15 protein-coding genes are annotated in these 18267 nt (G+C 64.7%); 8 read left to right on the top strand and 7 right to left on the bottom strand.

Annotated features, from left to right (window positions below):
* Positions 1–184: 184 nt before the first annotated feature.
* The 5 genes from IE116_RS06145 to IE116_RS06125 all read right to left on the bottom strand — a co-directional run bounded on the left by IE116_RS06145 (position 185) and on the right by IE116_RS06125 (position 5558).
* A complete protein-coding gene (locus IE116_RS06145; RefSeq protein WP_189610717.1) occupies positions 185–2455 on the bottom strand; it encodes a RelA/SpoT family protein in 2271 nt (756 codons plus the stop codon).
* A 229-nt stretch (positions 2456–2684) separates the two neighbouring features.
* Positions 2685–2888 carry a DNA-directed RNA polymerase subunit omega gene (gene rpoZ, locus IE116_RS06140; RefSeq protein ID WP_189610716.1) on the bottom strand — a complete coding sequence of 68 codons (204 nt, stop codon included), beginning with the start codon at positions 2886–2888 and terminating at the stop codon, positions 2685–2687.
* Between the two features lie 59 nt (positions 2889–2947).
* Positions 2948–3589 carry a guanylate kinase gene (gene gmk / locus IE116_RS06135; protein ID WP_189614473.1) on the bottom strand — a complete coding sequence of 214 codons (642 nt, stop codon included), beginning with the start codon at positions 3587–3589 and terminating at the stop codon, positions 2948–2950.
* Positions 3590–3626: 37 nt separating this feature from the next.
* Positions 3627–4319 carry an MlaC/ttg2D family ABC transporter substrate-binding protein gene (locus tag IE116_RS06130; protein WP_189610713.1) on the bottom strand — a complete coding sequence of 231 codons (693 nt, stop codon included), beginning with the start codon at positions 4317–4319 and terminating at the stop codon, positions 3627–3629.
* A gap of 87 nt (positions 4320–4406) precedes the next feature.
* Positions 4407–5558, bottom strand: coding sequence for a mechanosensitive ion channel family protein (locus IE116_RS06125; RefSeq protein ID WP_189610712.1), 1152 nt, complete (start codon positions 5556–5558; stop codon positions 4407–4409).
* A 185-nt stretch (positions 5559–5743) separates the two neighbouring features.
* Between IE116_RS06125 and IE116_RS06120 the strand changes: the two genes are divergently transcribed.
* Entirely contained in the window at positions 5744–7612 is a 1869-nt protein-coding gene (locus IE116_RS06120) for an alpha/beta hydrolase family protein (protein ID WP_189610710.1), read from the top strand.
* A 49-nt stretch (positions 7613–7661) separates the two neighbouring features.
* Here the strand turns inward: IE116_RS06120 and IE116_RS06115 are convergent, their stop codons facing one another.
* Complete coding sequence (locus tag IE116_RS06115; RefSeq protein WP_189610708.1) at positions 7662–8714, bottom strand: VWA domain-containing protein; 1053 nt, start codon at positions 8712–8714, stop codon at positions 7662–7664.
* Between the two features lie 218 nt (positions 8715–8932).
* Between IE116_RS06115 and IE116_RS06110 the strand changes: the two genes are divergently transcribed.
* The 4 genes from IE116_RS06110 to IE116_RS06095 all read left to right on the top strand — a co-directional run bounded on the left by IE116_RS06110 (position 8933) and on the right by IE116_RS06095 (position 13130).
* Positions 8933–9988, top strand: a complete 1056-nt coding sequence (locus tag IE116_RS06110) for a S1C family serine protease (protein WP_229828018.1) — start codon at positions 8933–8935, stop codon at positions 9986–9988.
* A 66-nt stretch (positions 9989–10054) separates the two neighbouring features.
* A complete protein-coding gene (locus IE116_RS06105; RefSeq protein ID WP_229828017.1) occupies positions 10055–11071 on the top strand; it encodes an AAA family ATPase in 1017 nt (338 codons plus the stop codon).
* Positions 11046–12068, top strand: coding sequence for a DUF58 domain-containing protein (locus IE116_RS06100; protein ID WP_189610703.1), 1023 nt, complete (start codon positions 11046–11048; stop codon positions 12066–12068). The genes IE116_RS06105 and IE116_RS06100 overlap by 26 nt, the downstream gene beginning before the upstream one ends.
* Before the next feature lie 9 nt (positions 12069–12077).
* The gene (locus tag IE116_RS06095) at positions 12078–13130 is read left to right on the top strand and encodes a VWA domain-containing protein (RefSeq protein ID WP_189610701.1); all 1053 of its coding nucleotides are present in this window, start codon (positions 12078–12080) and stop codon (positions 13128–13130) included.
* 408 nt (positions 13131–13538) lie between these two features.
* Here IE116_RS06095 and IE116_RS06090 read toward each other — a convergent pair whose 3' ends face one another.
* On the bottom strand, positions 13539–14555 hold the full coding sequence (locus tag IE116_RS06090; protein WP_373302953.1) for a tripartite tricarboxylate transporter substrate binding protein: 1017 nt from the start codon (positions 14553–14555) through the stop codon (positions 13539–13541).
* 159 nt (positions 14556–14714) lie between these two features.
* On the opposite strand from IE116_RS06090, the gene IE116_RS06085 reads away from it, so the two are divergent.
* From IE116_RS06085 to IE116_RS06075, 3 genes are all read left to right on the top strand, one after another.
* Positions 14715–16436 (top strand): IlvD/Edd family dehydratase, encoded by a 1722-nt coding sequence (locus IE116_RS06085; RefSeq protein WP_229828398.1) that lies wholly within the window; start codon positions 14715–14717, stop codon positions 16434–16436.
* A gap of 89 nt (positions 16437–16525) precedes the next feature.
* Complete coding sequence (locus IE116_RS06080; RefSeq protein ID WP_189610697.1) at positions 16526–17227, top strand: GntR family transcriptional regulator; 702 nt, start codon at positions 16526–16528, stop codon at positions 17225–17227.
* Between the two features lie 99 nt (positions 17228–17326).
* Positions 17327–18190, top strand: a complete 864-nt coding sequence (locus IE116_RS06075) for a helix-turn-helix transcriptional regulator (RefSeq protein WP_189610695.1) — start codon at positions 17327–17329, stop codon at positions 18188–18190.
* Positions 18191–18267: the final 77 nt, after the last annotated feature.

The following is an 18267-nucleotide window of genomic DNA, read 5'->3' as shown; positions in this document are numbered from 1 at the left end:
GGGCTACGCAGGACGCCAAGCAGGACGCCAAGCAGCAGGCGGTGCCGCAGGGTAGCGCTGCACTTGACGTCGCCGCCATGCGGCGTGGCGCAGGCCGCGCAGCACGCGTTGCAGGCAGAAAAAAGGCTGCGTACGGTCATCCCGTTACGCAGCCTTTTTTGCGTCATCCCGCAGACGCCTTTGGTCAGCCCTTGATCCGGATGATCCGCTGGACCTGGGGCACGCGCCGCAAGTAACGGATTACTTGCGCCAGATGCTGCCGGCTTTCGACCTGGACGGTAAAGTGCACCGCGACCGTGCTGGAGGCCTCGTCCTGCATCGACACATGGGTAATGTTGGCATCGGCTGCGGAGATCTCGGCCGCCACCCGTCCCAGCACACCGCGCTCTTGCCGCAGCACGACGTCGATGCGGGCCGTGAAGTGCTTGGACGTCTGGTCGTCCCAGGCCACATCCAGCCAGCGTTCCGGCTCGCGAGCACGCTGGCGGCGGGCATTGGGGCAGTCTTCGGTATGCACGACAAGGCCATGGCCCAGGCGCACATAGGCGACGATGCTGTCCCCCGGGATCGGCGTGCAGCAAGGCGCCAGTTGCACCGCCAGGCCTTCATTGCCCTGGATACGGATAGGCGTCGCCGCCGGATCGGTCGCCTCGTCCACCTGGGCGGCGGACGTGGCGATCGGGTCGCCTTCAGGCATGAAGCGGCGGGCGACGACGGCAGCCAGACGCTTGCCCAGTCCGATGTCGGCCAGGATCTCGTCGCGCGACCGCGCGCCGCTGCCACGGGCCAGCTTGTCCCAGACCGGGTCCGTCGACTCGGGCATCGGCAGCCCGATGGACTTGAGCGCCGACGCCAGCAGGCGCTCGCCAAAGGCCGCGGATTCTTCGTACTTGACGGTGCGCAGGTAGTGCCGGATTTCGGAACGGGCCTTGCCGGTGCGTACGAAATTGAGCCACTGCGCATTTGGCCGCGATGATTCCGACGTGACGATTTCGACCGAATCGCCGCTTTTCAGCTCGGTGCGCAGCGGCACGAATTCGCCGTTCACCTTGGCCGCCACCGTCTGGTTGCCGACGTCGGTATGGATGAGGTAAGAAAAGTCGATCGGCGTTGCGCCACGGGGCAGCGAAATGATCTTGCCGCGCGGGGTGAACACATACACTGCGTCGGGGAAGAGGTCCACCTTGACGTGTTCCAGGAATTCGCTGCTGTCGCCGGTCTGCCGCTGGATGTCCAGCAGCGATTGCAGCCACTGGTGGGTGCGCTTTTGCAGGTCGTTCAGGCTGACGTCGCTGGACTTGTACAACCAGTGCGCCGCCACGCCACTTTCGGCGACCTGATTCATGTCCCGGGTGCGCACCTGGAATTCGACCGGTGTGCCATAGGGCCCGACCACGGTGGTGTGCAGCGACTGGTAGCCGTTCACCTTGGGAATGGCGATGTAGTCCTTGAACTTGCCAGGCACCGGGCGAAACAGCTGGTGCAGCGTGCCCAGGGTCAGGTAGCACTCCGGCTGGGAATTAACCACCACCCGGAAACCATAGATGTCGAGCACTTCAGAAAACGATTTCTTTTGCTCGGTCATCTTGTTGTAGATGCCGAACAGGTTCTTTTCGCGGCCCAGCACGTCGGCTTCGATGCCGGCGGCGGGCAGGGCGGCGCGGACCGTGTCCTGGATCTTGCTGACCAGCTCGCGGCGATTGCCGCGGGCCGACAGCACCGCGCGCTGCAGCACTTGGTAGCGATGCGGATAGATCGCCTGAAAGCAGAGTTCCTGCAGCTCGCGGTAGATGATGTTCAGGCCGAGCCGGTGCGCGATCGGCGAATAGATGTCCAGCGTTTCGCGGGCCACGCGACGGCGCTTTTCGGGCGCCACCGCGCCCAGGGTGCGCATGTTGTGCAGGCGGTCGGCCAGCTTGATCAGGATCACCCGCACGTCGCGCGCCATGGCCAGCAGCATCTTGCGGAAGCTTTCCGCCTGCTGCTCGGCCTTGCTGGCGAATTCAAGGCGATCGAGCTTGGACAGGCCGTCGACCAGGTCCGCCACGTCAACGCCGAAGCGTTCGATCAGTTCCTGCTTCTTGACCCCCTGGTCTTCCATCACGTCGTGCAGCAACGCCGCCATCAGCGCGTCGGCATCGAGCTTCCAGCCGGCGCAGATCTCGGTTACCGCGATGGGGTGCGAGATGTAGGCTTCGCCGCTGGCGCGGAACTGGCCCAGATGCGACTCGTCGGAAAAGCGGTAGGCATCACGCACGCGGCGGACGTCTTCCGGGCTCAGGTACAGCGAGATGGTTTCGGTCAGGGGGGCCAGCGATACCCCGGCGGCGGGGGCATGGTAGGTAGCGGGCGTAGCGGAGGGCGCGAGCGGCGAATGGCCGTTCGAAGCGGGGGAGACTGCAGACGAGGGCTCGGGCGCGGACCCTGAACGTGAGGAAGTGACAGTAAATCCCATAGTCGTCGCAAGAGAGTCAGCAGGGGCGGCGACGACCGACCCTGCCCAGTACGGACGCGAGGTGCCTGTCTGGAGCAAAGGACAGGAGGCACTCGTCGAAACCCAGGCGAGCTGCGCGTGGGCGCACTGGAAGTTGGCATCGTCCGATCGGGTGGAAACTGTCTCCCGGGGCGTCTTGCGACGCAGGCGCCCCGAGTTCCACCACGCGGACTGGATACAGGCTGACTACTTAGGTGGGGACCTTCTTGAGCATTTCCAGACCAGTCTGGCCGGCGGCGATTTCACGCAGCGCGGTCACGGTCGGTTTGTCCTTGGTGTCGAGCTTGGCCGCATGGCCCTGCGCGAGCTGGCGTGCACGGTAGGTGGCGACCAGGGTCAATTTGAACCGGTTCGGGATGTGTTTCAAGCAGTCTTCGACCGTAATACGAGCCATGTGGGTCCCAGATAAAGTCAGTACAGATCAGAGCAGGAGCGCTGAAAAACGCGGCGCGGCTAGACGGGCGCCGGTGTATGGGGAATGCCGAGCTCGGAAAACAGCTGGGCGTGGCGCGCCGCCTGAGAACGAAAACGCAGCCGGGCGGCGGAAACGATGGTGTTCAATTCCGCCAGGGCTGCGTTAAAGTCTTGATTAATAATAACATATTCGGACTCGGGGGCGTGCGCGAACTCCCCGCCGGCTGCCAGCAGGCGCCGGGCAATCACCTGCGGCGCATCCTGGCCACGGTTGTGCAGCCGGGCTTCCAGCGCCTCGATGGACGGCGGCAGGATAAAGATGCCGATCGCCTCGGGGTACTTGGCCCGCACCTGGCGGGCGCCCTGCCAGTCGATTTCCAGCAGCACGTCCTGGCCTGCCTCGGTCTGGCGCATGATCCAGTCGCGCGGCGTGCCGTAGAAGTTGCCATGCACTTCGGCCCATTCCAGCAGGTCGTCTTCGCGCTGCATCTTTTCGAAGGCGGTGACGGAAACGAAGTGGTATTCCTTTCCGTCGGTTTCTTTGGGGCGAGGCGCCCGGGTCGTGCAGGAGATGGACAACCGGATCTCGGGGCTGCGGTCGAGCAGCGCGTTGACCAGGCTGGACTTGCCTGCGCCGCTCGGGGCGACGACCATGAATACGTTTCCGGCTCTTAGGGGCATGACAGCAGCTGGCAAAGGCGTAAGGATAGCAAACTCGCTACGGCGACACCTTCATCTGTTCGTTGCGGCTGCGCAAGGTCGTGATCAGGCCGTCGATGCCGCTTTGCGCAACGACCGGCGAGAACTGATTGCGATAGTTCTCGATGAACCAGACGCCCAATACGTTCAGGTCATAGATCTTCCAGCCCTGTGGCGTCTTTTCCATGCGGTAGTCCACCGGGATCGCGTCTCGGTCTTCATCGCTGACCAGCGTGCGGACCACGACGTCGGTGGCGGCGGCGTCGGCGCGGAAGGGGCGCATTTCCATCTTGGCCTGCGGCGAGATGCTGGACACCGCGCCGCTGTACGTGCGCACCAGCATGTTGCGGAATTCCTTGACCAGCTGCTGCTGCTGTTCAGGCGTGGCCTGGCGCCAGTGGCGGCCCACGGCAAGCCGGGTCGTCTTTTCGAAATCGACGTAAGGCAGGATCAATTCGTCCACGGCCTGGTTTACCTTGGCGGGCGAACCGGACTTCAATTCGTTGTCGGACCGGATGCGCGCGAGGACGTTCGTTGCTGCCTTTTCGATGATGGCGGCAGGCGGTTCCATGGGGTCCGGCGCCTGCGCGCGGACAGTGGGCATTGCGGCAATGGCGGCCACACCCAGCACCAGCGTCGCGACGCAGCGTCGCGCAAAGGCTGCGGGCGAGGGCACGCGTGCGGCGGTGATCGGGGTCGTTGAGGGGTACATGGTCGAAAACTCCAGACAGGGCAAGACAAAGGGTGCGCGGTGGGTCCGGGCGGCTCGCAGATCCGCGCCCGGTTAGCCTTTTTCACTCTACGCGAACTTGCTGGCCTTGGGGGTCGGCGCACTGTAAGCATCGGCAATCCGCCCCGTGCCGTCGATGTCGGCAGGCGCCTGGCTGGACACCTGCCCGGACATCTCGGCGCGGACACGGGGCAGTCCTTCGGGATACCGGGCCGCCACAAAGCTCAGCATGGCTTCCCGTATCTGGCAACGCAGCTCGAAGGCGGTTCCCGAATCGATCGCGCTGACCAGCAGACGGATCTGCATGGCGCGGTCGGTGGTGTCGACCACGTGCATGACGCAGACGCGTTGGTCCCACAAGGCGTTGGCATGGCAGACCCGTTCGAATTCGGCGCGGACCTTGTCGAGCGGCACGCTGAAATCCAGCCAAAGGAACACGGTGCCCAGGATCGTGGACGAGGTGTGGGTCCAGTTTTCAAACGGGTTTTCAATGAACCACTGCAGCGGCACGATCAGCCGCCGTTCGTCCCAGATCCGCACGACCACGAAGGCGCCGGTGATCTCTTCGACCCGGCCCCATTCGCCCTGCACGATCAGCACGTCATCGATGCGGATTGGCTGGGTGAAGGCAATCTGCAAACCGGCAATGAAGTTGCCCAGCACCGGCCGAGCGGCGATACCGGCCACGAGGCCGGCCACCCCGGCCGAGGCGAGCAGGCTGGCGCCAAACTGGCGCGCGCCCGGCAAGGTCAGCAACACGAACGACAGCCCCAGCAGCGCGATGATGAAATGCGCGCTGCGCGTAAGGACCCGCGTCTGCGTCAGGATACGGCGGGCGCGCAGGTTGTCCACGACGTCGTAGGGATTGAGGGTGACGACCGTGGCGCTGATGGCGTGGACGCATCGGTGCACCAGCCAGGTCATTGCCAGAATCAACGATACCGACACGACGTACGATGCGCCCACCAGAAACGGGAAGTCTTCGGGCGTGCCACTGAGCACCATGCGGACCGCAACCAGCATCAGCACCACCTGGCTGGCGCGATAGGCATAGCGCGTCATGGCGGTGGTGAAGGGCTTGCGGCGCGCCAGTCGGCGCAGCACCGCGATCAGCATGCGGTGAATCACAAAGGCGGCGAGCAGCGCCACGACGATAGCCGCACCGAACAGCAGCCACGGGCGTGCCAGCGCCAAGACGTTTTCGGGAAGGATCGCGTCCATGTCACCTCTCTGCTTGCGGTTGAGAAGTGATTCATCCTAACAAGCAAGGTGGGCCCGGGGCACGGACTCAAGTTTTTCCATTTGTGTGCACTGCAGCATGATCCGCATTGTCACGGTCGATGCCGGAACCTATCGAGGGGCTACAGTATCGAATCTGCTTTGCTCAACTTCCAAGGTGCCTGCCCATGACGACTTCCCCTGCCCGAACCGGCCCCGCCAAGCGTTACGACGTCAGGGATTTCTTTCGCAAGCCCGAGCGGTCGCAGTACCGCATCTCGCCCGATGGGAAGCACCTGGCCTTTCTGGCGCCGCATGCCGGACGCCAGAACGTGTTCGTTCAGCCGCTGGCCGCCGACGGCACCTTGTCGGGCGAACCGCGCGCGTTGACCTCCGAGACGGCGCGCGACGTGGGGGGCTATTTCTGGAAGGGCAGCGAGCATGTGCTGTATGTGAAGGACTTTGGCGGCGATGAGAATTTTCATGTGCTGTCGGTACCGATCGCCGGAGGCGCCGAGCCGCGCGACCTGACGCCCTTCGAGGGCGTCCGGGCGCAGCTGGTGGACGACCTGGAAGACGATGACGCGCATCTGCTGCTGTCCCACAACCACCGCGACAACCAGGTGTTCGACGTATTCCGTGTCGATGTCGCGACCGGTGAAGCCGAGCTGGTTGCGGCCAACCCCGGCAACATCACCGGCTGGGGAACGGACCACGACGGCAAGCTGCGTCTGGCGATCACCACCGATGGCGTCAACAACACACTGCTGTATCGCGACACGGAAACCGACGATTTCAAGGCCTTGCTGACCACGGACTTCAAGGAGTCCGTGTCGCCGCTGTTCTTTACCTTTGACAATCGCCGGCTGTACGTGTCGTCGAACCGGGGGCGCGACAAGGCGGCCATCTTCGAGTTCGATCCCCAGACCGCGCAGGAAGGCGCACTGCTGTTCGAGCACCCGGACGTGGATGTGTCGGGGCTGGCCTACTCGCATCGCCGCAAGGTGCTGACCGAGATCCACTACACGACCTGGAAAAGCGAGCACAAGGTGCTGGACCCGGTGCTTGGCGCGGTCTATGACGACCTGAAGCAGCAACTGCCGGGTTATGAGATTGCCCTGCAAAGCGCAACGCGCGACGAGACCCGCTTTATCGTTGCGACCTACAACGATCGGACGCAAGGTGCGCGGTATCTGTATGACAGCCAGTCCCGGCAGCTGACGCTGCTGAGCGTGATCCAGCCGCATCTTGCCGAGGATGACATGGCCGTCATGAAGCCGATTGAATTTGCGGCGCGCGATGGCCTGACGATTCGCGGCTACCTGACCCTGCCCGTGGGCGTGCCGGCCGAAAACCTGCCGGTGATCGTCAATCCGCATGGCGGGCCGTGGGCACGCGACGTGTGGGGCTTCAACCCGGAAATCCAGTTCCTGGCCAACCGGGGCTACGCCGTGCTGCAGATCAATTTTCGCGGGTCGACGGGCTTTGGCCGCGCGTTCTGGGAAGCCTCGTTCAAGCAATGGGGCAAGACCATGCAGGACGACATCACCGACGGCGTGGACTGGCTGGTCAAGTCCGGCGTGGCCGATCGCAAACGCGTCGCGATCTACGGCGCCAGCTATGGGGGCTATGCCACCCTGGCTGGCATCGCGTTCACGCCGGACCTGTACGCGGCGGCCGTGGACTATGTGGGCGTGGCCAACCTCTTCACGTTCATGAACACCATTCCGCCGTACTGGAAGCCCTTCCTGGACTCCATGCACGAAATGGTGGGACATCCGGAAAAAGACGAAGCGCTGCTGCGCGAAGGGTCTCCCGTCTTCTTTGTGGACAGGATCAGGACGCCGCTGTTCGTTGCGCAGGGCGCGCAGGATCCTCGCGTCAACAAGGACGAAAGCGATCAGATCGTGGCGGCGTTGCGGGGCAGGGGAGTCGAGGTGGAGTACATGGTCAAGGACAACGAAGGGCACGGCTTCCACAATGAAGAGAACCAGTTCGAGTTTTACGCGGCCATGGAAGCGTTCCTGGCCAGGCACCTGGACCCGCAAGCGGGCTGATTCGCATGGCAGGCAAGGCTGACCATCGCAGGGACCGGCGGTCAGCCGTTCATTGACGCCTGAACCAGACGACCGACAGGCCTGCTGCCAATACCGTGAGCAGCGCCGCAAGGGCGGCAAAGAGGGCGCTGATTTCGGTCTCGCGCTTTTCCATCGAGAACTTCAGGTTCAGGCCTTCGTAGATCTTGCGCAGGTCCGCTGCCGAGCTGGCCTGGAAGTATTCGCCCCCGGTCATCTGCGCCACCGCCTTCAGGGTGGGCTCGTCCAGCCGCGCGTAGAACGACCAGCCTTCATCGCCGATCATGGCGCCCTGGTTCGTGCCGAAGCCGACGGTGTAGACACGCACGCCGCGCTCGGCGGCCATCTTGGCGGCATCCAGCGGGTCCGGGCCGGTCGTGCGGCGGCCATCGCTGAGCAGGATGATTGCGCCACCCGTGTAGGACGCCGGCATGACAGGCGCCCGATTCTGCGCGGGCGCCGCCGGCTTGGCGCCAGCGGGGGGCAGGGCGCGCGAGCCGTAGCGCGAGCTGCTGCGGAACACTTCGGATTCAAGATCGATCCCGTCTTGCGGGAACAGCATGGCGAGCGCCAGGATCAGGCCGCTGCCTGTGGCCGTGCCACGCTGCAGCTGGAAGCGTTCGATGGCCGCGATCATGTCGGGCCGGCTTTCGGTAGGCGTCTGCACCACGGCAGCGGTGCCCGCGAACGACACGATGCCGAGCCGCACGCTGGACGGCAGCTCATCGATGAACTGTTTGGCGGCGCCCTGCGCCGCGAACATGCGCGTGGGCTCGACATCGCTCGCCTGCATGCTGCGTGACACATCCATGGCCAGCACCAGCGTCAGGTACTCGGCCGGAAGCACGACCGTGGCGCTGGGCCGCGCGGCCGCGAACAGCGCTGACATCATCGCTAACAAAAAAAGCAGGGGAGGGATGTGCCGGCGCAAGCGCTGCGCGGGTCCGAGCGCGTCGCGCACGAGCAGCATGCTGGAGTATCGAAGCACCGCTTTTTTGCGTCGCCGCAGCACGGCGATATAGACCGCGATCAGGAGAGGGACGAGGAGCAATGACCAGAGCAGGTCAGGCCATAAAAACCGCATGGGTGCTCCTTGATCGTCGGGCTGCAAGACGGAGGGAATCGTCAGCCCCAGTATGCACAGGAACCCTGTCGCCGGTAAAGACGGATGTACCAAATCCGGAGTGAAAGTGTTAACTTGGTTCTTGCCAGGCCGATTCGAATCTTGAGGGTCAGAGGATGAAGCGAGCACCGCTCTACAGCAGCACGAGTCGGCCGAAAACGGCATCGGGTGCGGAGTCCATGCCCTCGGCAGCTCCCCCTCCTTCCGCGTCTTCCCCTTCCGGTTCCGACCCTCGCGCGGCTCCCCCCGTTGTCTCGCGCACCCGCGCTTTCCTGCGACGCCACGACAAGGCCGCGATGTTCTTTTGCGGGCTGCTCTGCGCGGGCGTGCTTGCGGTGCTGCTTCGCGCCGCGCCAGGGGGCCAGGCCCAACTGACGCAGGAAGATATCGACGCGGCCGTACTCCATACGCTCGAGACACAATCGCTGCCGTCGCGCCCGGCGCGTGCGGCCGAGGCGGTGCGCCGTTCCGTCGTTCGGGTGCGCGGGTATCCCGATACGGTGCCTACACCTACCAAACCTGAAGGCGCCGTGCCCAAGGCGGACACCGTGCCGTCGCCGCAGGAACGCCCGCGCAACGATGGCGGCAAGGCGCCCGGGCGTCAGGCCGATGCTGCCAAGCCCGGCGCGCCGCGCGACGGTGAACGTGGCGCCAAGCCGGGTGCGCCCTCGGGCAAGAACGAAGCGCCCGACGAAGACCGCGGCAGTGTCGGGTCGGGCGTCGTGGTAGTCGAAGACGGCACCATCCTGACTAACTTCCATGTCATTTCCGGTTCGAAGCGCCTGGTCGTCACCTTCTTCGACGGGTTCGAATCCGAGGCCACGGTGGTTGGCGTCCAGCCCGACAAGGACCTGGCCGTCATCAAGGCCAAGTCCACGCCCGATGACCTTCCCCCCGCCACGCTCGGCAGCACGGCCAACCTGCGCCCCGGTGATGAAGTCGTCGCCGTAGGCTTTCCGTTCGGCATCGGGCCCTCGGTATCGTCCGGCGTCGTGTCGGGGCTGGATCGCGCGTTCGTGTCGCCGCAGGGCAAGCAGGAACTGACCAAGCTCATCCAGTTCGACGCCGCGGCCAATCCGGGCAATTCCGGCGGACCGCTGGTGTCGATGGATGGCGAAGTCGTCGGCATCGTCACCGCGATCCTGAATCCGACCGAGGCCCACACCTTCATTGGCATCGGGTTCGCGACCACCATTGAATCGGCGGGCAGCGCAGTCGGCATTCCACCGTTCTGATCGGGTTCATGCAGTCGTGCAGTCGTTCAGGCATCCATTCATTCGCATCGCTCAGGGAATTGGCTTATGGAAGACAAGGTAACGCAGGGACTGGACACCGCTTCGCTGATGGAGAAGGTGCTGTACGAAGTCAAACGGGTGGTGGTGGGGCAGGACCACTTTCTTGAACGCGTGATGGTGGCGATCCTGGCGCAGGGTCACTTGCTGGTGGAAGGGGTGCCGGGGCTGGCCAAGACGCTGACCGTCAATACGCTGGCGCGCACGCTGCGCGGATCGTTCAAGCGGATCCAGTTCACGCCCGACCTGTTGCCGGCCGACCTGATCGGCACGCGCATGTACAACCAGAAGAGCGGCGAATTCAGCACCGTGCTGGGCCCCGTGTTCACCAACCTGTTGCTGGCGGACGAAATCAACCGCGCGCCGGCCAAGGTGCAGTCCGCCCTGCTCGAAGTGATGCAGGAACGGCAGGTCACGATCGCGGGCGAGACGCACAAGGTGCCGTCGCCTTTCCTGGTCATGGCGACGCAGAATCCGATCGAAACCGAAGGCACGTATCCGCTGCCCGAGGCGCAGGTCGACCGCTTCATGATGAAGGTGCTGATCGACTACCCGAGCGAAGAGGAAGAGTTCGTGATCGCCTCGCGCGTGACGGGCGTGCCGACCCAGGTCGCGGCGGTCGCGTCCATCGAACAGCTGCGCGACATCCAGGCCGAGTGCCGCCGCGTGTATGTGGACCCCGGCATCATGCAGTATGCCGTGAAGGTGGTGTCCGCCACGCGCCGGCCGGAACGCTATGGCCTGGGCGACATGGCGCGCTACATGACCTTCGGCGCCAGCCCGCGCGCGACCATCAACCTGATCGAAGGCAGCCGCGCGCTGGCCTTCTTGCGGGGCCGCAGCTATGTGCTGCCCGAAGACCTGATCGACCTGGTGCCCGACGTGCTGCGTCATCGCCTGGTCCTGTCGTATGAAGCGTTGTCCGACGGACTGACCGCCGATCAGTTGATCATGCGGATCCTCAAAGCCATTCCTGCGCCTGACCGGCCATTGGACACCCATGTTCGGGTTGAAGCGACAGCGTAAGGCGGCACGCGCCGCGGGCGAGGCTGCGGCCACGCCCAGCCCCTCTCTGCCTGCGGCCAGCGCCGGCCTGCCCAATCCGGAACAGCTGCTGCAGCGGCTGGAATGGACCGTGGTGCGGCGGCTGGATGGCCTGCTGCAGGGCGACTACCGCACCTTGTTTCGCGGCTTCGGGCTTGACCTGGCCGAACTGCGCGAATACCAGCCGCAAGACGACGTGCGCTACATCGACTGGAACGTGACGGCGCGTCTGCAAACCCCCTACGTGCGCGAGTTCCAGGAAGATCGCGAGGTGGCGGGGTGGTTCCTGCTGGACCTGAGCGGATCGCTGGATTTCGGGTCCCAGGCGGTGCGCAAGCGCGGCATGTCGGCCGGCTTTGTCGGCGTGCTGGCCCGGCTGCTGACGCGCAATGGCAACCGCATCGGCGCCGTGCTGTATTCGGCCGATGGCATGCAGACCATTCCGGCGCGGTCCGGCCGGCGGCATGTGCTGCACGTGCTGGACAGCATGCTCAAGTCCAAGGCGGCCACCGCTCAGCGGCAGACCGACCTGCAGGAACTGCTGGTGCAGGCGCAGTCCGCCATCAAGCGGCGGTCTGTCGTGTTCGTGGTGTCCGACTTCATCAGCCAGCCTGGCTGGACCAAGGCCTTGGCGCAGCTCGCGCAGCGTCACGAAGTGGTGGCGGTGCGGCTGTATGACCCGCTAGAGCTGGAGCTGCCCGACCTGGGCATGGTCATGATGCAGGACTCGGAAACGGGCGAGCAGTTGTTCGTGGATACGCATGATCCGGGCTTTCGCAAACGTTTCATGGAAGCCGCGGCCAAGCGCGAGGCGGACCTGCGTGAGGCCTTGAGCAACGCCGGAGTCGATTGCCTGGAACTGAGCACGATGGACCGGCTGGATGCGGCGCTGCTGCATTTCATACGCCAGCGCAAACGGCGCGGGCAGCTTGCGTCGGGCGTGAATCCGTTGGCGCGGCGCGCCGGACGCCAAGGGTAGGGTGGCTAGATGAACATGGATCACTTCGGGCACCTGACCCTGCTGTGGCCCCGCATGTTGTGGCTGTATGTGCTGGTGCCGGTGCTGGTGCTGCTGTATCTGCGGCTGCTTGCGCGGCGGCGGCGCGTGGCGGCCAGTTATCCCAGCCTGGACCTGGTGGGCCAGTCAGTGGGCGACAGCCGCATGCGCCGTCATCTGCCGGCCTTGATCCTGTTGCTGGGCCTGTGCGCCATGCTGTTCGCGGTCGCGCGGCCGCAGGCGGTGGTGAAGCTGCCTTCGCGGCTTGAAACCGTGGTGCTTGCCATGGACATGTCGGGCAGCATGCGTGCCGACGACGTCAAGCCGAGTCGCATGGTGGCATCGCAAACCGCGGCCAAGGCCTTCATCGACGATCAGCCGCACAACGTGCGTCTGGGCATCGTGGCGGTTGCGGGCGCCGCCGCGCTGGTGCAGTCGCCGACACGCCTGCGCGAAGACGCCACGGCGGCCATTGATAATCTGCAGATCCAGCGCGGCACGGCATTGGGCAGCGGCCTGATCATCTCGCTGGCGACCTTGCTGCCCGCCGCTGACCTCGATGTGGAAGGCCTGATCAGCGGCCGGCCGACCTACGGCGCGGTGCCGCCCAAGGTCGATCCCGAAGCGCCGCCCGTCACGCCCGGGTCGAACCGGTCCGTGGCGATCGTGCTGTTGTCGGACGGTCAGAGCAATACAGGGCCGGACCCCATGAAAATCGTGGATGTGGCCGCGTCGCATGGCGTGCGCATCTACACCGTCGGGGTGGGGACGAACGAAGGCGCGACCTTGAGTGTGGACGGATGGTCGATGCGGGTGCGGCTGGATGACGAGGCGTTGAAGAAAATTGCCTCGGGCAGCGGCGGCGAGTATTTTCGCGCGGACAATGCCAAGGAGCTGAAGAAGATCTATCAGTCGCTGGCCATGCGGCTGGCGTATGACAAGGAAGAGCCGATGGAAATATCGGCGTTGTTTGTCGCGCTGGGGGCGATGCTTACGATGGCCGCCGCTTTACTGTCGATGTGGTGGTTCGCAAGGATACTGTAGCCCCCCCCTTGGCGCTTCGCGCCTCCCCCCAGGGGGCGGCACTGGCGGACTGGCAAAGCCAGATCCGCGGTGCCCTGATTTAGCCCCCCCTGGCCGCTTTGCGGCTCCCCCAGGGGCGGCACTGGCGGACTGGCAAAGCCGGATCCGCGGTGCCTTGATGTAGCCCCCCCTGGCCGCTTTGCGGCTCCCCCAGGGGCGGCACTGGCGGACTGGCAAAGCCAGATCCGCGGTGCCTTGATTTAACCCCCCCTGGCCGCTTTGCGGCTCCCCCAGGGGCGGCACTGGCGGACCGGCAAAGCCGGATCCGCGGTGCCCTGGTCTGCTCTGGCGGCTATTTGCTTTGATCGAAAAAGATTCGGCCCCGAGGCATTGCTGCTGTCGGGGCCGCGTTACTTCTTACTACGAGATTCAGTCGGCTTTTACGTTGGCGTCGGTGATGACCTTGGCCCACTTGGCCACTTCGCTTTTGATCGCGGTGGCGGCTTCTGCGGGTGCGGCGTAGCTGGCGATCACGCCTTGCTGCAGCAGGGCGTCTTTGGCGTCTTGCGTGCTGAGGGCTTTCTTCATTTCGGACGTCAGTTTGTCCACGACGGCCTTCGGTGTGCCGGCGGGAGCCAGGATGCCGAACATGGAGCTGACTTCGAAACCCTTCAGGCCGGCTTCGGCGGCGGTCGGGACGTCGGGCATCGTGCTGACGCGTTCTTTCGAAGCGACGGCCAGGGCGCGCAGCTTGCCCGACGCAATGAAGCCCTGCGCGGCAGGCGCCGTTTCGATCATGCTCTGGACCTGTCCGCCAACCAGGTCGGTCATGGCGGGGCCGCTGCCCTTGTAGGGAACGTGCAGCATGTCGATGCCCGCCATCTTCTTGAACATTTCACCGGCCAGATGCTGCGGCGAGCCGCTGCCTGACGATGCGAACGTCAACGATCCCGGCGACTTCTTGGCCAGGGCGATCAGCTCGGTCAGGTTCTTGGCCTTGACGGCCGGGTTCACGACGAACACCAGCGGCACGGAGCCGACGATGCCAACCGGGGTAAAGCTTTTTTCCAGGTCGTAGCTGACGGTCTTGGCAAACAGCGTCGCGTTGATGGCATGGCTGGTCAGCGCGCCCATCAACAGGGTGTAGCCGTCCGGTGCGGCGGTCGCCGCAGCTGCGGCGCCGATGTTGCCAGTGGCGCCCGCGCGGTTGTCGACGACCACCTGCTGGTTGAGCGCCAGCGACAGCTTCTGCGCAATCACGCGGCCGATCACGTCGGTGGCGCCGCCGGGGGGATAAGGAACGATCAGGCGTATCGGCTTGCTGGGATAGTCATCCGCAGCGTGCGCGGCGAAGGGACTTGCAGCCACGCCGGCCACGGCAAGCGCGAGCAGCAGGTGGCGACGCAGGGGATTGGGGGTGCGGGGGGAGGATGTACAGAGCTTCACGCGTCGATCTCCAGGCGTTTTTATAAGTAAGGGGTCACGCCCCTCTTGTGACCGACTATAGAAGCGGGTAGCATCATCGTCAAGAATATTATTGATAATTAAATCGACATGACCTCACAGCCTAAAGCGCCCAACAACGGCCACTCCACGACCCCCGAGATGTCCCAGGAAGGCATGTCGAAGGGGCTGACCAATTACGGGGACCGCGGCTTCTCGCTGTTCCTTCGCAAGGCCTTCATCAAGGGCGCCGGTTATACCGACAGCGCCCTGACGCGTCCGGTGATCGGCATCGTCAACACCGGCAGCGCCTACAACCCTTGCCACGGCAATGCGCCCCAGCTGATCGAAGCGGTCAAGCGCGGCATCATGCTGGCGGGCGGCCTCCCCATGGACTTTCCGACGATCTCGATTCACGAAAGTTTTTCCGCGCCGACCAGCATGTATCTGCGGAACCTGATGTCCATGGACACGGAAGAAATGGTCCGCGCCCAGCCGATGGATGCCGTGGTGCTGATCGGCGGTTGCGACAAGACCGTGCCGGCGCAATTGATGGGCGCGGCATCGGCCGGCATCCCGGCGATCCAGCTCGTGACGGGCGCGATGCTGACCGGCTCGCACCGGTCGGAACGTGTCGGCGCCTGCACGGATTGCCGCCGCTACTGGGCCTATTACCGCGCAGACCAGATCGACGACCAGGAAATTGCGGACGTCAACAATCAGCTGGTGGCCAGCGTCGGCACCTGTTCGGTCATGGGCACCGCCAGCACGATGGCGTGTATTGCCGAAGCCCTGGGCATGATGGTGCCGGGTGGCGCGTCGGCGCCTGCTGTCACGGCCGACCGGATCCGCATTGCGGAACAGACCGGCACGCTGGCCGTGCAAATGAGCAAGGACCGCCTGACCATCGACAAGGTGCTGACGGCCGAGGCCTTCGAAAACGCCATGCGGGTGCTGCTGGCCATCGGGGGTTCGACCAACGGCATTATCCACCTGACGGCCATTGCAGGCCGCATGGGCTTCGAAGTGGACCTGGAAGCACTGGACCGTTTTGGCGCGGAAACGCCGGTGCTGGTGGACCTGAAGCCGTCGGGCCAGCACTACATGGAAGACTTCCACAAGGCGGGTGGCATGATCACGCTGCTGCGTGAACTGAAGCCCTTGCTGCACCTGAACGCCATGACCGTCACCGGGCGAACGCTGGGCGAAGAGCTTGATGCCGCCAGCGCGCCGTTCAAGCAGGACGTGGTGCGCCCGTTCAACAACCCGATCTATCCGCAGGGCGGCATTGCCGTGCTGCGTGGCAATCTGGCCCCCGGCGGCGCGATCATCAAGCAGTCGGCCGCGGCGCCTGAACTGATGGAACATGAAGGCCGCGCCGTCGTGTTCGAAGATGCCGAAGACATGGTCACGCGCCTGGATGATCCGGACCTGGACGTGAACGCCGACGACGTGCTGGTGCTCAAGCGCATCGGCCCGAAGGGCGCCCCGGGCATGCCCGAGGCTGGGTACATTCCGATCCCGATGAAGCTGGCACGCGCGGGCGTGAAAGACATGGTCCGGATCTCCGACGGCCGGATGAGCGGCACGGCAGCGGGCACCATCGTGCTGCATGTGACGCCCGAAGCGGCCGTTGGCGGCCCGCTGGCCTACGTGCAGAATGGCGACCGCATCCGCCTGAGCGTCAAGAATCGCGAGATCGCGTTGCTGGTGTCGGCCGAGGAACTGGCCGAGCGGGCTCGCGTCGCGCCGGTCGTGGAACCGACAGCCGACCGCGGCTATCGCAAGCTGTTCATGACCACCGTGACGCAGGCCGACGAAGGCGTCGACTTCGACTTTTTGCGCGCGGCCACCATGACCGGCACCATCCCAAGAACGAAGTAAACCGGCGGCGGGTCCGGGCCAGCCCTGTTGATGTGCCATCCAAGGCATGACGCAGGTCTGGCTCGCCCCACGCCCGCAATATGACAGCCATGGACACAGCCCTGCTTCACGCGCCTGATGCGGCCACCCTTGACGACTCGGCGACCGACCCGGTTGCGCGGGTCGTTGCCGCATTGGAAGAGGACATCGTGCTGGGCGTGCTCAACCCGCGCGAACGATTGATCGAAGACGACCTGATGCATCGGTTCGGCATCAAGCGCCATGTGGTGCGCGAAGTGCTGGCGATGCTGGACCGCCTGGGCCTGACGGAACGGCGGCGCAACATCGGTTCCCTGGTGCGATCGTTCACGCCCAAGGAAGTGTCCGAGCTGTACCAGCTGCGGGCCTTGTTGGAAACGCAGGCGGCCAGCCTGATTCCGCAGTCGCCCGATCCGGAGGCGCTGGATGAACTGGTCGAGATCCAGCAGCAGCACGACGCCGCCGTCCAGGCCAACGATCCGCGGCGCGTGTTCCGCGCCAACGTGCGGTTTCACCAGGCCCTGTTCGGTCTGACGGGCAACGTCGTGCTGCAACGCGCGATTGCCGAATACGCGCGGCAGACGCACCCGATCCGTTTCAGTTCGCTGGTGTCGCCCGACTACCGGCAAAAAGCCTGCCGCGAACACTGGCAGATGATCGCAGCCCTGCAGGCGGGCGACCGCGATGCCCTGGTCACGCTGTGCCGCGAGCACCTGCTGCCATCGCGCGACGCCTACCTGAGCGCCAACCTGCATCGCTTCAGCCAGCCATGAGGGCGGTGTCGGCGTCCTGACATCGGCGTGTAAGATAGCTTCGGGCACAACAATAATGATCGACATGCCCGGGTCATCGAGGTCGATAAGGAGACGGGTGTGTCGACGGCTATCAGGATATTCCAGGGCAGGTTCGGCCGTGTCGCATTGCTCGACATGGACAAGCCGCTCGTCACGCATGCGCACCACCACTGCCATGTGCTGATCAAGGCAAGCGGCGCCGATACGGCCTTTCGTGTGCGCGACCGGATCACGCCGCTGACGGACGACACCGCCGTGCTCGTCAACGCCTGGGAATCACATTCCTACGAGCATCCCGGCGCGCTGGCGCCGCCCACCGTCATCCTTGCACTGTATGTCGAGCCGGCCTGGCTGGGCGAGATCCAGCGGCACCTGTCGGTCGCGGCGCATCCGCAGTTCTTTCCGAACCCCTGTGTCGAGATCTCGGCGCGGATCCGCAAGCTGGCGGACGACCTGGCCATGGAAATGCTGTACGCCGACGACATTCCGGCCGAGCGGCTCGAAACCGTGTTGTTCGATCTGATGATCGCCGTGATCGATCCGTTTTCGGAATGGCGCAACATGCGCCATCTGGTCCATGCGCAATCCGCGATCGGCGGCGATCCGCGCATCCGCAAGGCCATTGGGTACATGCGCCAGAACCTCGGCGCGGAATTCGACATGGACCGGGTCGCGCTGCACAGCGGGCTGTCCCGGGCGCACTTCTTCACGCTGTTCCGGCGCTGTACGCGCCTGACGCCCAACGTCTACAGCAATGTGCTGCGGATGGAAGCCGCGATCACCGACCTGACGCACACGCGCCAGCCCCTGGCCGATATCTCCTTGCGGCTGGGCTTTTCCGCGCCCAGCCACTTCACACGGTTCTTCCGGCAGCACATCGGCAGCGCCCCGACGGACTTCCGGCGCGTGGTGCAGCACTACGAAAAACAGACTCAAGGGTAAGTGACCGGATTCCTCGGTAAGGCCTTTCGCCCCGCCGCTGCCTAGACTGCGTCCATCGACATGAAGACCGATGGCGC

Origin of the sequence: Pigmentiphaga litoralis, from assembly GCF_014651835.1 — a bacterium.
Lineage (GTDB): Bacteria > Pseudomonadota > Gammaproteobacteria > Burkholderiales > Burkholderiaceae_B > Pigmentiphaga > Pigmentiphaga litoralis.
Note: the sequence above shows the minus strand (reverse complement) of the source record. Positions and strands in the feature narration are given on the sequence as shown.

Coding starts and splice junctions, on each gene's coding strand:
- IE116_RS06080 (WP_189610697.1), top strand. CDS start 16,526: ATGGACACAGCCCTGCTTCACGCGCCTGATGCGGCCACCCTTGACGAC.
- IE116_RS06120 (WP_189610710.1), top strand. CDS start 5,744: ATGACGACTTCCCCTGCCCGAACCGGCCCCGCCAAGCGTTACGACGTC.
- IE116_RS06110 (WP_229828018.1), top strand. CDS start 8,933: ATGCCCTCGGCAGCTCCCCCTCCTTCCGCGTCTTCCCCTTCCGGTTCC.
- IE116_RS06100 (WP_189610703.1), top strand. CDS start 11,046: ATGTTCGGGTTGAAGCGACAGCGTAAGGCGGCACGCGCCGCGGGCGAG.
- IE116_RS06145 (WP_189610717.1), bottom strand. CDS start 2,455: ATGGGATTTACTGTCACTTCCTCACGTTCAGGGTCCGCGCCCGAGCCC.
- gmk (WP_189614473.1), bottom strand. CDS start 3,589: ATGCCCCTAAGAGCCGGAAACGTATTCATGGTCGTCGCCCCGAGCGGC.
- IE116_RS06095 (WP_189610701.1), top strand. CDS start 12,078: ATGAACATGGATCACTTCGGGCACCTGACCCTGCTGTGGCCCCGCATG.
- IE116_RS06125 (WP_189610712.1), bottom strand. CDS start 5,558: ATGGACGCGATCCTTCCCGAAAACGTCTTGGCGCTGGCACGCCCGTGG.
- IE116_RS06085 (WP_229828398.1), top strand. CDS start 14,715: ATGTCCCAGGAAGGCATGTCGAAGGGGCTGACCAATTACGGGGACCGC.
- rpoZ (WP_189610716.1), bottom strand. CDS start 2,888: ATGGCTCGTATTACGGTCGAAGACTGCTTGAAACACATCCCGAACCGG.
- IE116_RS06130 (WP_189610713.1), bottom strand. CDS start 4,319: ATGTACCCCTCAACGACCCCGATCACCGCCGCACGCGTGCCCTCGCCC.
- IE116_RS06105 (WP_229828017.1), top strand. CDS start 10,055: ATGGAAGACAAGGTAACGCAGGGACTGGACACCGCTTCGCTGATGGAG.
- IE116_RS06115 (WP_189610708.1), bottom strand. CDS start 8,714: ATGCGGTTTTTATGGCCTGACCTGCTCTGGTCATTGCTCCTCGTCCCT.